The 15,401-nt window shown below is 71.4% G+C and carries 13 protein-coding genes; 4 read left to right on the top strand and 9 right to left on the bottom strand.

The genetic code is table 11. The features are described from left to right. Window positions 1-11 precede the first annotated feature (11 nt). From AQI94_RS23960 to AQI94_RS23950, 3 genes are all read left to right on the top strand, one after another. Window positions 12-2,537 carry an MFS transporter gene (locus AQI94_RS23960; RefSeq protein ID WP_031047817.1) on the top strand — a complete coding sequence of 842 codons (2,526 nt, stop codon included), beginning with the start codon at window positions 12-14 and terminating at the stop codon, window positions 2,535-2,537. A gap of 91 nt (window positions 2,538-2,628) precedes the next feature. Continuing rightward, window positions 2,629-3,450: a YceI family protein gene (locus tag AQI94_RS23955; RefSeq protein ID WP_031047821.1), complete on the top strand. Its 822-nt coding sequence runs from the start codon at window positions 2,629-2,631 to the stop codon at window positions 3,448-3,450. An 80-nt stretch (window positions 3,451-3,530) separates the two neighbouring features. Continuing rightward, window positions 3,531-4,004, top strand: coding sequence for a PPOX class F420-dependent oxidoreductase (locus AQI94_RS23950; RefSeq protein WP_031047823.1), 474 nt, complete (start codon window positions 3,531-3,533; stop codon window positions 4,002-4,004). On the opposite strand, the gene AQI94_RS23945 is transcribed toward AQI94_RS23950, so the two are convergent. The 9 genes from AQI94_RS23945 to AQI94_RS23905 form a co-directional block, all read right to left on the bottom strand. Further along, window positions 4,001-4,762, bottom strand: coding sequence for a TetR/AcrR family transcriptional regulator (locus AQI94_RS23945; protein ID WP_031047825.1), 762 nt, complete (start codon window positions 4,760-4,762; stop codon window positions 4,001-4,003). The two genes, AQI94_RS23950 and AQI94_RS23945, sit on opposite strands and share 4 nt — an antisense overlap. Before the next feature lie 128 nt (window positions 4,763-4,890). Continuing rightward, entirely contained in the window at window positions 4,891-6,378 is a 1,488-nt protein-coding gene (locus AQI94_RS23940) for an MFS transporter (protein WP_107064267.1), read from the bottom strand. A 118-nt stretch (window positions 6,379-6,496) separates the two neighbouring features. Continuing rightward, a complete protein-coding gene (locus AQI94_RS23935) occupies window positions 6,497-8,683 on the bottom strand; it encodes an ArnT family glycosyltransferase (RefSeq protein ID WP_031047831.1) in 2,187 nt (728 codons plus the stop codon). Beyond that, window positions 8,683-10,236, bottom strand: coding sequence for a bifunctional glycosyltransferase family 2/GtrA family protein (locus AQI94_RS23930; protein WP_031047834.1), 1,554 nt, complete (start codon window positions 10,234-10,236; stop codon window positions 8,683-8,685). The genes AQI94_RS23935 and AQI94_RS23930 overlap by 1 nt, the downstream gene beginning before the upstream one ends. A gap of 14 nt (window positions 10,237-10,250) precedes the next feature. After that, a complete protein-coding gene (locus tag AQI94_RS23925) occupies window positions 10,251-11,903 on the bottom strand; it encodes a sensor histidine kinase (RefSeq protein WP_031047837.1) in 1,653 nt (550 codons plus the stop codon). Then, window positions 11,900-12,640, bottom strand: a complete 741-nt coding sequence (locus AQI94_RS23920; protein WP_031047840.1) for a response regulator transcription factor — start codon at window positions 12,638-12,640, stop codon at window positions 11,900-11,902. Before AQI94_RS23920 ends, AQI94_RS23925 begins: the two co-directional genes overlap by 4 nt. A gap of 145 nt (window positions 12,641-12,785) precedes the next feature. Then, complete coding sequence (locus AQI94_RS23915) at window positions 12,786-13,277, bottom strand: hypothetical protein (RefSeq protein WP_031047842.1); 492 nt, start codon at window positions 13,275-13,277, stop codon at window positions 12,786-12,788. A gap of 27 nt (window positions 13,278-13,304) precedes the next feature. Then, complete coding sequence (locus AQI94_RS23910; RefSeq protein WP_079062558.1) at window positions 13,305-14,180, bottom strand: DUF2797 domain-containing protein; 876 nt, start codon at window positions 14,178-14,180, stop codon at window positions 13,305-13,307. Between the two features lie 59 nt (window positions 14,181-14,239). Beyond that, the gene (locus AQI94_RS23905; RefSeq protein ID WP_037941749.1) at window positions 14,240-14,611 is read right to left on the bottom strand and encodes an HGxxPAAW family protein; all 372 of its coding nucleotides are present in this window, start codon (window positions 14,609-14,611) and stop codon (window positions 14,240-14,242) included. Window positions 14,612-14,692: 81 nt separating this feature from the next. Here AQI94_RS23905 and AQI94_RS23900 point away from each other — a divergent pair, with 81 nt between their 5' ends. Beyond that, window positions 14,693-15,181 (top strand): MarR family winged helix-turn-helix transcriptional regulator, encoded by a 489-nt coding sequence (locus tag AQI94_RS23900; protein WP_031041474.1) that lies wholly within the window; start codon window positions 14,693-14,695, stop codon window positions 15,179-15,181. Window positions 15,182-15,401 lie beyond the last annotated feature (220 nt).

The raw sequence follows: 15,401 nt of genomic DNA, 5'->3' as shown, positions 1-15,401 counted from the left end.
GAAGGAAGTCCATGGCAACGACCACACCAGCCGGTGTGCGGGCTCACGCCAAGCACGGGGGAGGCTCCGGCGAGTACGCCCCGATGACGCACCGGCAGATCATGGAGGCCATCTCCGGCCTGCTGCTCGGCATGTTCGTGGCGATCCTGTCGTCCACGATCGTCACCAACGCGCTCCCGCACATCATCAGCGACCTCGGCGGCGGCCAGTCCGCCTACACCTGGGTCGTCACGGCCGCCCTGCTGTCGATGACCGCGGCCACCCCCCTGTGGGGCAAGCTCGCGGACCTGTACAGCAAGAAGGCGCTCGTCCAGATAGCCCTCGTCATCTATGTGCTGGGCTCCGCCGCCGCGGGTCTCTCGCAGAACGCCGGCATGCTCATCGCCTGCCGCGTCGTCCAGGGCATCGGCGTCGGCGGTCTGTCCGCCCTGGCGCAGATCGTCATGGCCGCGATGATCTCCCCGCGTGAGCGCGGCCGTTACTCCGGCTACCTCGGCGCGACCTTCGCCGTCGCCACCGTCGGCGGCCCGCTGCTCGGCGGTGTCATCACCGACACCTCGTGGCTGGGCTGGCGCTGGTGCTTCTACGTCGGTGTTCCCTTCGCCGTCATCGCGCTGATCGTGCTGCAGAAGACCCTCCACCTGCCCGTCGTGAAGCGGGACGTCAAGGTCGACTGGTCCGGCGCGTTCTTCATCGCCGCCGCCGTCTCCCTGCTGCTCGTCTGGGTCACCTTCGCCGGTGACAAGTACGACTGGGTGTCGTGGCAGACGTACGCCATGGTGGGCGGTTCGATCGTGCTCGGACTGCTGTTCGTGCTGATCGAGTCCAAGGCGAGCGAGCCGATCATCCCGCTGCGGCTGTTCCGGAACCGGACCATCACCCTGGCCTCGCTGGCCTCGCTGTTCGTCGGTGTCGCGATGTTCACCGGCACGGTCTTCTTCAGCCAGTACTTCCAGCTGGCCCGCGACAAGTCCCCCACGATGTCCGGCGTCATGACCATCCCGATGATCGGCGGACTGTTCATCTCCTCCACCGTCTCCGGGCAGTTCATCACCCGCACCGGGCGCTGGAAGGCGTGGCTGGTCAGCGGTGGCGTGCTGGTGACGGCCGGTCTCGGTCTGCTGGGCACCATCCGGTACGACACGGCCTACTGGAAGATGTCGATCTTCATGGCCCTGCTGGGTCTCGGCATCGGCATGATGATGCAGAACCTGGTGCTGTGCACGCAGAACCAGGTCGACGCGAGCGACCTCGGCGCGGCCAGCTCGACGGTCACCTTCTTCCGGTCCCTCGGTGGTGCGGTCGGCGTCTCCGCGCTCGGCGCGGTCATGGCCCACCGGATCACGCACTACGTCACGGACGGCGTCGCCGCTCTCGACCCCCAGTACCGTGCCGCCCTGACCGGTTCCGGCTCGTCCACCGACAGCATCCCGGACCTGGCCAAGCTCCCGGCCCCGGTGCGCACGCTCGTGGAGAGCGCCTACGGCCACGGCATCGCCGACGTGTTCCTGATCGCCGGCGCCCTCGCGGCCGTCGCGTTCCTGATCACCCTGTTCATCAAGGAGGTTCCGTTGCGGACCAAGGGCGCGCTGGCACAGGCCGCGGCGGAGCAGTCGCCGGCCGAGGCTCCCGCGGAGACGGCCGAGGCCTCGACCGCCGGGCACACCCCGAACCGGCCCACGGCCACCTCCGACACCGAGACCGCCCCCGAGGGCACGCAGCGGCTGTCCGCCGTGGCCACCCTCGCCCGCCCCGAGGAGGCCCCGGCCGGCTCCGGCGGCATCCCGGTCCGCGGCTTCGTGCGCGGCGCCGAGAGCGCGCCGGTCCCGCAGGCCGCGGTCACGCTGATCTCGCTCGCGGGACGGCAGCTGGGCCGGTCGGTCACGCAGGCGGACGGTTCCTACGCCGTCGAGGCGCCGAGCGTGGGGTCGTACGTCCTGATCGCCTCCGCGGACGGCTTCCAGCCGCAGGCGTCCACCGTGCTCGTGAACAGCGAGCCGGTCGCCTACGACATCCTCCTCAGCGGCACCAGCGGGCTGAACGGGCTCGTGCGGGCCGCGCAGAACGGGGAGCCGGTCAAGGACGCGATGGTGATCGTCACCGATGTGCGGGGCGACCTGCTGGCCACCGGGACGACCGGTGAGCAGGGCGAGTTCGCCTTCGGCGAGCTGGTGCCGGGTGCGGTGACCGTGGCGGTGAACGCCGCCGGGTTCCGGCCGCGCGCCCTGCCCGTCGAGGTCGGCGGCACCGGTGTCACCCGGATCGAGGTGGACCTCGACTCGGGCGCCCGCCTCCAGGGTGTCGTCCGGGCGCCGCACGGTCCGCTGGCCGACGCGCGGGTCACCCTCGTGGACGCGGCCGGCAACGTGGTCGGCACCGCCACCACCGGGTCGGACGGGGCGTACGCCTTCACCGACCTGGACGGCGGCGAGTACACGGTCATCGCCACCGGCTACCCGCCGCAGGCGACGGCCCTGACGCTGAACGGCCCCGGCGTCGACGGCCACGACATCGAACTCGCCCACCCCGGCGAGTAGTTCACCCGCTCCGGCCCGTGGCAGGGAGCGCGCGCTCTGAGCGGAGGCGCGCGCCCGCCACGGGCCGGTCTTCTTCGAGGAGGTACGTGACATGGGACTGACCGCGAGGATCCGAACCCGGGACGGCTGGGCCGTGTCGCACGCGGTCGTCACGGTGACCGACATGACCGGGACGCAGGTGCTGCGCGCGGAGGCGGACGCGGAGGGCGCCGTACGGGACGGGACTCCGCTGGAACCGGGGCCGTACACCGTCATCGTGACGGCCGTCGGCTACGCGCCCGCCGCGTCCAGCGCGATCGTCACCGCGAGCGGCCGGGCCGAGGTCGGCACGGTCACCCTGGCCCGCGTCGGCGGGGCGGAACTGCCGCCGCCGGGGCCCTGGACCGTCGACCCGGCCCACTCCAGCGTGGGCGCGGTCGCCCAGCACCTGGGCATCTCCAGCGTGCACGGCCGTTTCACCGACTTCACGGCGGCGATCGAGGTCGCCCCGGACGACGTGACCAAGTCCCGGGTGGAGGCGGTGATCCGGGCGGCCTCGATCGACACGGGCAACGCGATGCGGGACGAGCACCTGAGGTCGGCGGACTTCCTGGACGTCGAGCGGTACCCGGAGATCACCTACCGGTCGACCGGACTGGTCGTGGCCGGCACGGACCGCTGGACCGTACGGGGTGAGCTGGCCATGCGCGGTGTCGTACGGCCCGTCGATCTGGACCTCGCCTATCTGGGCACCGGCGCCGACCCCTGGGGCGGGACCCGCGCGGCCTTCCGGGCGACGACCCAGCTGCGGCGGGAGGACTTCGCGATGAACTACAACCAGGTCGTCCAGGCGGGGATCGCGGCCATCGGCACGACCCTGAAGGTCGAGCTCGACGTGCAGGCCGTGCAGGGGGAGTCGCTGCCCCAGGCGTGAGGCGGCGCTGCCGGATACGCCCCCGCGCGTGCTGGAAGTCGGTGCGGGGACCGCCGGGGCGCTCCAACTAGGCTGATTCCATGGCACCGAACATTGCGACCAACAAGTCCGTCTCCCTGGATGAGCTGCTGGACTTCGTACGGCCCCGGCACCGGGCGATCCTGCTGACGCGGCGGGCGGACGGGTCCCCGCAGGCCTCGCCGTTGACCTGCGGGGTCGACGACTCGGGGCGGATCGTCGTGTCGACGTATCCCGAGCGGGCGAAGACGCGGAACGCCAAGCGGGACTCCCGGGTCAGCGTGATCGTCCTGAGTGACGACTGGGACGGGCCGTGGGTGCAGGTCGACGGGACCGCCGAGGTCATCGACTCGCCGGAGTCCGTGGAGCCGCTCGTGGAGTACTTCCGGAACATCTCCGGGGAGCATCCCGACTGGGACGAGTACCGGGCGGCGATGGTGAAGCAGGGGAAGTCGATCATCCGGGTCACGCCGGAGCGGTGGGGGCCGGTGGCCACCGGTGGTTTCCCTGCGCGGCTGGCTTCGCCGGACGCCTAGGACCTGCTCACCATCGTCTCGATGCCTGCCACCAGTAGGTCGAGGGCGAACTCGAAGTCCCTGTCCCGCATCTCCTCGACCGTGTCGCCGCCGCGGGCCTTCATGATCTCCTCGTTCTCCTTGAGGATCTCGGCGGCGCCCGGGGACCGGGTGGCTGCGGTCATGGCATGCCGGAAGTAGGCCTCCTGCGTCATCCCGGCCTGGGCGGAGCGGGTGCTGAAGTGGCCCTCGATGGTGCCGAAGCCGTAGACGAACTGGAAGACGGCGGAGATCGCGCCGGTGATGCCGTGCGCGGGCAGGCCGGTCCTGCGCACGACCCGGTGCACGGTCCGGGACAGGGCCAGGGAGTGGGGGCCGATGTTGAGGAAGGTGCCGGCCAGCGGTGAGACCCAGGGATGCCGGACCAGCAGGCCCCGGTACTGCCCGGCCAGCGCGCGCAGCTGGTCCCGCCAGTCCTCGTCGGCGTCCGGGTCCGGCAGCTCCAGCTCGCCGAAGGCCGCGTCCAGGGCGAGTTCGAGGAGGTCGTCCTTGGTGTCGACGTACCAGTAGACGGACATCGCGGTCACGTTGAGTTCGGCGGCCAGCCGTCGCATGGAGAACTTGGCGAGCCCCTCGGCGTCCAGGAGCCGTACGGTCACCTCGGTGATCCGGTCCCGGTCCAGCCCGGACGGCTGCCCGCCCCCACGCCCACCTCGGCGCACCTTGCCTTCCAGCCAGACACTGGTCCGACCCGAGGTCCTCTGGCCCGCGTTAGCCATGGCGCACCTTTCAGAAACGTCCGTCCACCGGCAAAGATGCCGGCTGCCCTCCAACTTAAGGGGCGCGGGGAACCGCGCGACCAGCCACGACGCACCCGCGCCCGCCGACGGCCGGGAAGCCCCCGCCCTCAGGCGGCCTCCCCCCGCTCGGCCCGCCGCAACAGCACCCCCGCCACCACCCCGCCCAGCAGCACGGCCACCGCCCCCACCAACTGACTGCTCTCCAGGCCGGAGGCGAACGCCTGCGTGATCCGCGCCCGCTCCGGCGCCGACCCCGCCTCGGCCAGCGCCCCCGGCAGGGACACCGCGGCCACGGAAATCCCCGCCGCGAACCGGGCGTTCAGCACCGCGCCCAGGACGGCGACCCCGAGCCCCTGCCCGAACTCCGCCACCGTGCCGTTGATCCCGGCGCCGACCCCGGCCTTCTCCGGCGGGATCGCGCTCATGATCGCGTGGGCCATCGCGGGACTGGCGACGGCCGCCCCCGCGCCGATCAGCACCAGGCCCAGCAGGGTGCCCGGGTAGCCGTGGTCGGTGAGCGTGGCGATGGAGAGGAGGCCCGCGGCCATCACCGCCATGCCGAGGCCGATGGAGAGCGGCGTGCCGAGTCTCGTCGACCACTTCGCCGCGAGGCCCGTGAAGTTGAGGGCCACGATCATCAGCGCGAGCGGTGCCGTGCGCAGCCCCGCCTCCAGGGGGCCGTACCCGAGGACGAACTGCATGTGCTGGGTGAGCAGGAAGAGCGAGCCGCCCATGCCGAAGGTGATCAGGACCGCGCCCGCCACCGCTCCCGTGAACCGGCGGTCGCGGAAGAAGTGCATGTCGAGCATGGGGTGGGGGATGCGGCTCTCCCAGTACGCGAACCCGGCGAGGACCACGAGCGCCACGGCCGCCGGCGTCAGCACCCGGCCGGACGTCCAGCCGTGCTCGGGGCCGGAGATGATCGCGAAGACCAGGGAGGCCATGCCGATCGTGGAGAGCAACGCGCCGAGCAGGTCGGGGCGGTCGCCGCGCGGGTTTTTGGACTCGGGGACCAAGCCGATGACCGCGACCAGGGCGAGCGCGGCGACCGGCAAATTGATCAGGAAGATCGCGCCCCACCAGAAGTGGTTCAGCATGAAGCCGCCGAGGAGAGGGCCGGTGGCGAAGCCCAGGGAGTTGACCGCCGCCCAGATGCCGATCGCCTTCGGCTGTTCCTCCGGCGCGAAGATCTGCATCGCCACGGCGAGCGTGGTGGTCATCAGCAGTGCGCCGCCCACGCCCATGCCGGCCCGTGCCGCGATCAGTTGGGCGGTGGAGTCGGCGAGACCCGCGACCAGCGATCCGAGGCCGAACAGCACCAGTCCCGCGGCCAGCATCTTCTTGCGGCCGTAGCGGTCGGCCGCGCTGCCCGCGGTGAGCAGCAGCCCCGACTGCACCAGCGAGTACGCGTTGATCATCCACTGGATGTCGGAGGTGGCGGCGCCCAGTTCGGTGGTGAGGGAGGGGATGGCCACGTTCAGGATCGTGTTGTCGAGCAGCACGGTCAGCTGCGCGAGACAGATGACGCCGAGTATCAGCCAGCGCTGGGGATGGCCCTGGGAGACGGCGACGGGGGCCGGGGCGGAAGCGGTCATGCTGTACACCGTAGAACAGTTCTTATACGGCGTACAACGAACTTTCCGGCCGCGCTCCGCCGCCGTACGACGAGAAGGGCGGCGACCGAGGTCACCGCCCTTCCGCCGGGGAGAACCGTCAGCCGCTCGCCTTCTGGGTGAGGTCGTAGAAGGTGGCCGAACCGACCGTGATCTTCTTGAAGTTGGCCTCGACCCATGAGGTGATCTGCGAGGAGGTACCGCTGCTGCTGCCGCCCATGCCGCCGCCCGAGCCACTGGCGATGAAGTAGTGGATCTTGCCGTCCGCCACGTACTCCTTGAACTGGGCCAGCGTCGGGGACGGGTCGGTGCCGTTGAAGCCGCCGATCGCCATCACCGGGTCACCGGTGGAGAGCTGGTAACTCGCCGCGTTCTGGGCGCCGATGGCCGCCGCGGCCCAGGTGTACTTCGACGAGTCGGCCTCCAGCAGCTTCTTGGCCTCGGAGGTGACGCTCGCACCGTTCAGCAGGCCGCCGACGCCACCGCCGCCGCCCATGCCGCCGCCGTCGCCGGTCTGGCCGCCGGGGCCGCCCTGCTGACCCTGGGTGGTGCCGTTGCCGTTCTGCTGGTTCTGGCCGGGCATGCCGCCGCCGGGGAAGCCGCCCGTGCCGCCGTTGCCGTTCTGCTGGTTCTGGCCTTGCTGGTTCTGCCGGCCGTTCTGACCCGGCATGCCGCCGCCGAAGCCGCCCCGGCCACCGCCGGGACCGCCGCCGCCCATCATGGACGCGCCCGCCGGACCCGCCGTCACGATGGAACCGGTGTGACCCTCCTGGAGGGTGCTGATCGTGTACGCCGTCGGGCCGGCCAGGGAGGCCACCAGGCCCAGGGAGGCCGCGGCGAGGGCGAGTTGACGGCTGACGCGGCCCGCGAAGATCAGGCCGAGCGCGGCGACCAGGCCGCCGATCAGGACCAGGTACTTCAGCCAGGGCAGGTAGTCGGAGGTGCGGTTGAGCAGGACGTAGCTCCAGGACACCGCCGCCACGACCGAGGCCGCGAGGGTGATCGACGCCCACAGTTCGGTGCGCTTCTCCCACAGGATGCCCGCGCCCATGCCGATCACGGCCGCGATGTAGGGGGCGAGGGCCACCGTGTAGTACTGGTGGAAGATGCCCGCCATGTAGCTGAAGACGACCATGGTCATCAGCAGCGAGCCGCCCCAGACGAGGAACGAACCACGCCTGACGCTGGTCCTGCCGAGCTTGCGGGTCGCCACCAGGCCGGCGACGAGCAGGATCAGCGCGGCCGGCAGCAGCCAGGAGATCTGGCCGCCGATCTCGGAGTTGAACATCCGGTCCCAGCCGGTCTCGCCCCACTGGCCGGTGCCGCCTCCGCCGCCCCCGCCGCCGACCGAGCCGGTCTCGTCGCCGCTTAGTCGGCCGAAGCCGTTGTAGCCGAAGGTCAGTTCAAGGAACGAGTTGTTCTGGGAGCCGCCGATGTAGGGGCGGGAGGAGGCGGGCCACAGTTCGACGATCGCCACCCACCAGCCGCCGGAGACGACCAACGCGAGCGTGGCCGCGGCCAGTTGGCCCAGCCGCTTCTTCACGGAGACCGGCGCGCAGACGGCGTAGACGATCGCCAGCGGCGGCAGGATCAGGAAGGCCTGCAGGGTCTTGGCGAGGAACGCGAAACCGATCGCGGCACCGGCCCACAGCAGCCACTTCGTGCGGCCGTCCTCCAGGGCGCGGACCACGAAGTAGCAGGCCAGCGCCATCAGCAACGCCAGCATGGCGTCGGGGTTGTTGAACCGGAACATCAGCGCCGCGACGGGGGTGAGCGCGAGCACCGTGCCCGCGATCAGACCGGCCGCGGGGCTGAACCGGCGGCGCACGGAGGCGTGGACGACGGCGACCGAGCCGACACCCATCAGGACCTCGGGCGCGAGGATCGCCCAGGAGTTCAGGCCGAAGACCCGCACCGACAGCTCCATCGGCCACAGCGAGGCCGGGGGCTTGTCGACGGTGATGGCGTTGCCCGCGTCGAGCGAACCGAAGAAGAACGCCTTCCAGGACTGGCTGCCGGCCTGGACCGCCGCCGAGTAGAAGGAGTTGGCGTAGCCGGAGGAGCTCAGGTCGTACAGGTAGAGCAGGAGGGTCGCGGCCAGCAGGCCGAGGAAGGCCGGGCGCGCCCAGCGCGGGTCCTCGGGGCGGCCGCGCCACAGTCTGCGCACGAAGGGCTGCTGGGGTTCACCGGACTCGGGGGCCGGGGGAACGACCGGTGCCTCGGGGGGCACCGGCGCCGGACCCCATCCGGAACCCTGCTGGGTCGGACGGTCGGTCTGCGTGGTCATCAGGAGTTCCTCGGGTCGGTGTCGGTCGGGCGCACCGGGTCGAGCTGCATGGTGGCGTCCTTCCAGGAGCGCTGCTCCGCGGCTTCACCGGCGCGGAACTCGGTCGTGTCGTACGTCGTGTCGTACGTCGTGTCGTACGCCTTGTCGTACGTCGTGTCGTACGGGGACGGCGGGCTGTACGGCGTGGTCGTGGCGTACCGGGCGGCCGTCGGGCGCTGGGGCAGCGGCGCGGGCTGCTGCGGGAGCTGCCGGGTGGCACTGGCCGGCGCGGACGGGGTGTGGGTGGCGACGACGGTGGACCGGTCCCGGTCCTCACCGCGGTCCGGGAACACCCAGGCCCGGAAGAGCAGGAAGCGCAGCACGGTCGCCGCGAGGTTGGCGGCGATCAGCACCGCCAGCTCGGTGGAGTGCGCGGGGTCGCTGCTGGCCGTGTTGAGCGCGGCGAGCGAGCCACTGGTCAGCGCGAGGCCGATGCCGAAGACGACCAGGCCCTGCGCCTGGTGCCGCACCGCACCGCCCCGCCCGCGCACCCCGAAGGTCAGGCGCCGGTTGGCGGCGGTGTTGGCGACCGCGGAGACCAGCAGGGCCAGCGCGTTGGCGGTCTGGGAGCCGCCGAACTGCCGGAAGGCGCTGTAGAGGACGAGATAGAAGAGGGTCGACAGACCGCCGACGACACAGAACCCGACGAGCTGGCGGGCCAGCCCCTTCGGCACGTCCTGGATGTCGCGGTCGCGCGGGTCGTCGCCGAAGGGCCGGGTGATCCGGTCCAGCGGCAGCGATCCGCTGGCCAGGGCCTTGCCCACCCGCCACACCCCCTTGAGGTCCTCGGTCGCCGTCCTGACGATGTGGACGGTGGAGTCGGGGTCGTCGACCCAGTCGACGGGCACTTCGTGGATCCGCAGTCCCGCGCGCTCGGCGATGACCAGCATCTCGGTGTCGAAGAACCAGCCGGTGTCCTCGACGAGCGGCAGCAGGACCTGCGCCACGTCACGCCGGATGGCCTTGAAGCCGCACTGCGCGTCGGAGAAGCGGGCCTGGAGGGAGCCGCGCAGGATCAGGTTGTACGCGCGGCTGATGAACTCGCGCTTGGGACCGCGCACGACCCGGGAGCTGCGGGCGAGCCGGGAGCCGATCGCCAGGTCGGAGTGGCCCGAGATCAGCGGGGCCACCAGCGGCAGCAGGGCGTTGAGGTCGGTGGACAGGTCCACGTCCATGTAGGCGAGGACCGGGGCGTCCGAGGCGGACCAGACGGTCCGCAGCGCCCGGCCGCGGCCCTTCTGCTCCAGCCTGAAGGCCCTGACCTCCGGTATCTCCGCCTCCAGCCGCCGCGACACCAGGGGAGTGGTGTCCGTCGACGCGTTGTCCGCGATGGTGATGCGGAACGCGTACGGGAACGTGCGCTTGAGGTGCTCGTGCAGTCTCAGCACACACGGCTGGAGGTCCTTCTCCTCGTTGTAGACGGGGATCACTACGTCCAGGACAGGCGTACCGGCGTCGCCGGCCGGGAGGTGCTCCCGCGCCGGCAGGGTGCCGGGAGAAGAGTCGGTTCGCATGGGAACGACTCTGGTCAAGCCCCCTGTTGCACCCATATGGCGGCGCTGTGCTGTGCCTGTGAGTGCGATTGCCAGTTCGTTTCGGGCGCCGGATGGGGGGCCACGGGGCCGACCGCGGGCAGGTGCATGGTGAACACGGTCCGCCCCGGAACGCTGTCCACGGTCACCGCACCGCCGTGCGCGGTCGCGACGGCCTGCACGATGGCAAGGCCGAGGCCGGTGGATCCGGTGGCGCGGGAGCGCGCGGAGTCGCCGCGCGCGAACCGTTCGAAGACGTGCGGGAGCAGGTCGGACGGGATGCCCTGCCCGTTGTCCTCGACGTCCACGCACATCCACGGTCCGCGGCGCTGCACGCGCGCGGTGACCGTCGTACCCGGCGGGGTGTGTTTGCGGGCGTTGCCGAGCAGGTTGATGAGCACCTGCTGGAGGCGGGCCGCGTCGCCGGAGACGAGGGCGGGTTCGTCGGGCAGGTCGAGGCGCCAGTTGTGGTCCATGCCGGCCGCGCGGGCGTCGCTGATGGTGTCCACGACGAGCGGGATCAGGTCGGTCTGCTCGAACTGCAGCGGCCGCCCGGCGTCCAGGCGCGCGAGCAGCAGCAGGTCCTCCACGAGCAGGGTCATCCGGCCCGCCTCGGACTCGATACGGCCGAGGGCGTGCCGGGTGTCGGGGCCGACCTCCTCTCTGCCGCGCCGGGTGAGCTCGGCGTAGCCGCGGATGGAGGCGAGCGGTGTTCTGAGCTCATGGCTGGCGTCGGCGACGAACTGCCGCACCCGCATCTCGCTCTGCTGCCGTGCGTGCAGGGCGCCGTGGACGTGGTCCAGCATCCTGTTCAGCGCGGAGCCGACCTGGCCGACCTCGGTGTGCGGGTCGCACTCCGCCTCGGGCACCCGCTCGCTCAGGTTGACCTCCCCGGTGTGGAGAGGCAGTTCGGAGACCCGGGTGGCGGTGTTGGCGACCCTGCGCAGGGGGCGGGTGGCGAGCCCGACGAGGACGTAACCGGCGATGACGGCGGCGCCGAGGCCGGCGGCGGTGACGCTGATCTCGACGAGGATCAAGGTGTCGATGGTGGCGTCCACGTCCGTGGTGGGGAGGGCGACGTAATAGGCGGAGGTGTCGTTGCTGGAGTACCGGACGAGGTAGTCACCGATGCCGGGCAGCTCGACCTTGTGCTGCTTGCCGTCCTTGGGAACCGCGTTCAGCGCCTTGATCTGAGCCGCCGTGAGGTTCCGGGCGTTCATCGCGAAGTTCTGGTCGGAGTCGGACTTCACTCCGCGCTTGGCGTCGGTGATCTTGCCCTTCTCCACCTTGGCCGCGATCGTGCCGTCCGGGCCCGGTCCGGTGACGAACTTGGCGGGGGTGTTCTGCTGGTTGCCCTGCCCGCCGAGCTGGCCGTTCTGGTTGACGCCGTCACTGTTGTTGCGGTTGCCGTTGCCGAGCTTCCCGGGCGGGAAGTCGCGCGGCGCCACACGTGAGGATGCCTCGTTCAGCTTGCCGCTCAGCTGGTCGTAGAGATGCGACCGGAGCGCCACTGTCGTCACCGTGCCGATCACCGAGCAGACCACCGCGATCAGCACCACCGACGCGACGACGAGCCGCGTCCGCAGCGTGCGCGGCTTTCCTGGCCGCCCTGCCCGCTTCTGCGCCCGCGGCCGTCGTCGCCCGCTCATGAGGCGGCGGGCTTGATCAGGTAGCCGGCGCCGCGCCGGGTGTGGATCATCGGCTCCCGCCCCGCGTCTATCTTGCGGCGCAGGTAGGAGATGTAGAGCTCGACGACGTTGGCCTGGCCGCCGAAGTCGTACGACCACACCCGGTCGAGGATCTGCGCCTTGCTGAGGACCCGCCGGGGGTTGCGCATCAGGAACCGCAGGAGCTCGAACTCGGTCGCGGTGAGGTGGATGTTCTGCCCGGCCCGCGAGACCTCGTGGCTGTCCTCGTCGAGGGTGAGGTCACCGACGACCAGCACGGAGTCGGAACGGCGGTCGGCCGCTCCGGAGCGGCGGATGAGCCCGCGCAGCCGGGCCACGACCTCTTCGAGGCTGAAGGGCTTGGTGACGTAGTCGTCGCCACCGGCGGTGAGCCCGGCGATCCGGTCCTCCACAGCGTCCTTCGCCGTCAGGAACAGCACGGGCACGTCCGGCAGTTCGCGCCGCAGCCGCCCGAGGACGGTCAGCCCGTCCATGTCCGGCAGCATCATGTCCAGGACGACGGCGTCGGGCCGGAACTCCCGTGCGGTCTGGACGGCACCCGTGCCGTCGCCCGCGCTGCGGATCTGCCATCCCTCATAGCGCAGGGCCATGGACAGCAGTTCGGTGATCGACAGCTCGTCGTCCACCACAAGCACTCGGACGGGGCTCCCGTCCGGCCTCAGCAGTTCGGTGCGCCCCTGGGGCGAGGTCGTGGTCATGGTGAACACCATGTCGGGGACCCCTGAGAGCACCCTTTCGAGAGTCTGTGATTTTCCTGAGAAACACACAGGCGCCTCTCAGGCAACGCCTGGGGAACTGCTTGCCCGACGGGACGGACGAGGCATCCGTCCCGGGTTCGGGCCGCTAGCGGACCGGCCCCTGCTCGTCCACATGAACGGTCGGCGCCCCGAGGAACACCTCGGCGCCGACGGGGCCGTAGGCGATGTTGAAGGTGTCCAGCCAGTACGACCAGTCCCGCAGGCCGACGGCACTGCTGAAGCGGTAGTTGAGCTGCCACCGCACCCACTGCCCGGGCTCCAGCCGCACGCCCGGGCGCCGCCGCGGCCGGGGCGGCACCCCGAACATCGGTCTCACCCGGGGCAGCACCCGCAACCGCCCGTCGGCCTCCCGGAGTTGGACGTCGACGCCCTTGAGATGGTCGCCCTGGTGGTCGTGCGGCACGAAGTCGTCCCGCTCGTCCATCCGGACCGCGTGGACGAACGGCGCTGCGGCCCGCCCCACCGCGGACGGCGGCAGCGCGAAGCCGGCCGGCGCCGCGTTCCTCCGTGTCGCCGCCTCGCCGCCGCGGGACCGCTTCGTCCACGACGTGCGTATCCACTGAACGGTGATGTCCATCCCCGGTCCTCCCCCTCGTCGGACTCGTCAGAACAACCCGTCCTGAACCCCCGGCGCCTCCTTGAACTCTCTCACCGGCACGGTGATTTCCGCGCCGTCGGCCGGGACCAGTTCCCACCCCGTCATCAGCCGGGTGTCCAGTACGACGACTCCCCCGCCGTCCGTCTCCAGGTGCAGGTCGGGTCCGGCGGCCGCGAGGAGCCGCCCGCCGACCGACCCGCCCGCGACGAGCTCGCTCACCTCACCCGCGGCGGTGGGCAGCCCGGCGAGCCCGAACACCTCGACGTGGTCCACCGGTTCGTACGGCGCCTGCTCCAGGGAGTCCGGCCAGCCGGCCAGCCGCCCCGCCCGCGCGTGCAGCCCGGCGAGCTCTGCGGCCCGCTCGGCGGCCGACGCCGGCAGGGCGGACCGCACGGCCCGCTTGGCGCCGTAGGGAATCCGGTCCGGTACCGAGAGCGCCGCCCGCAGCAGCTCTTCGGTGCGCCGGGCGGCCATGAGCGGACCGGTGCCGAGCCAGCTGAAGCAGACGGCACCCTGCTCCCGCAGACGGGCGGAACCCCGCTGGTGCGCCGTGATGCCGACCTTGACCATGCCGGGCCCGAACCACGCCAGATACACCCGGTACGGCCGGGGGTCGTCCGCGAGGGTGTCGGCGGCCACGGAGTGCGCCCTGTCCAGCCGCGCGCACTCCTCGCAACGCGCCCCCGTGCTCCGCCCCGACACCGCGACCCGCGCCGCACACGCATGCCCCCGCGCTCCCACACATGTCCGCACACCCCCCTCCGCGACCCCGAAGGCCACCCGCTTCCCCCAGGTCAGCACACTGCGCCGACCGCCTTCCCACCGCAGCACGGGGCCGTCCTCCGGCCACGACAACCCCGAGCACTTCCATCCCTGTGCCATCCCTCACGAGAGTAGGCGCCACCACTGACAACGGGGCCGCACGGCAACCGCCGGGCCGGTCAGCCCACCGACTCCATGGAGGCCGGTTCCGCCGTCGCGGCGGGCCTCACCTCGACCGCCCTGGTCCGCGGGCCGCCCCGGCCCGCCATCCGGCACCCGACGCATCCGGGATGCCCTTGCCGTGCGCCCGTGTCCCGCACCCGCATGCCCCACTGCTCGCGCGGCCGGCGCCCCGGCGGCTTGCCCCAGCCGGTCAGGTGCAGGGCCCAGGTGACGAGGGCGGCCGCCGCGGTGATCACGAGGCCGACGGCGATCAGCGCGCCGGACACCCGGCACACCCCCAGTCCGAGCACGGACGTCCCCACGGTGGCGATGCCGACTCCGGTCCATCCCGCGACCGTGTGCCCCTCGTCATACTGATGTGCACTCACAGATCCTCCTCGACCCGTTCTCTCACGTCCTAAGAAATTTACCGCAGAAACCTCTCACGTACTAAGAGAATCAGGAATCCGATGCCCGCCGAGCCCCGCCCCACCGCCACTCCGGCCCAGGCACTGGAGGCGATGGACCTCTTCATCGCCACCGCCCACCTCGGCCAGCAGGAGATGGCCCAGCGGCTGGGCCTGAACGTCACCGACCTGCTGTGCTTCGCCTGCGTCCTGAAGGCCGGCGAGAACCTCCTCACGGCAGGCGACCTCGCCGAGCACGCCCACGTCACGACCGGCGCGGTCACCGGCATCCTCAACCGCCTCGAACGCGGCGGCTACGTCACCCGCGTCCCCGACCCCCACGACCGCCGCCGCGTCCGGGTCGCCGCGCTGCCCGACGCCGTGACCAAGGTCGTCGCCCTCTACCAGCCGTACTACGACCGCCTCGACACCGTCTTCGCGGGCTACTCCGCCGACGAGATCGCCGTACTCCACGACTGGTTCAGCCGCTCGACGAACCTCGCGCTCGCTTATATCGAGGAGCTGCGGGCGAAGGACGCGGAGGGTGAGTGACGGGGAGGCGGGTGCCGGGATCCGGGGGCTGGCGGGCGGACGCCGGGATCTGGGAACTGGCGGGCAGGCGCCGGACGACGGGTAACTGGCGCGCGGGCCGGGTCACTGACGGGCGGGCGCCGGGGCTGCCCCACCCCGGGGGTGGAGCCAGCCCTACCTTCGGTTCGGTAGAACACTCCATCGTTTCGGCGAGCCCGCCACGGCATCGTTGATCGCAGCT

This window comes from Streptomyces pseudovenezuelae (assembly GCF_001513955.1).
Taxonomy (GTDB): Bacteria; Actinomycetota; Actinomycetes; order Streptomycetales; family Streptomycetaceae; genus Streptomyces; species Streptomyces pseudovenezuelae.
The sequence above is the reverse complement of the archived record's forward strand: the minus strand, read 5'-3'. Positions and strand labels throughout refer to the sequence as shown.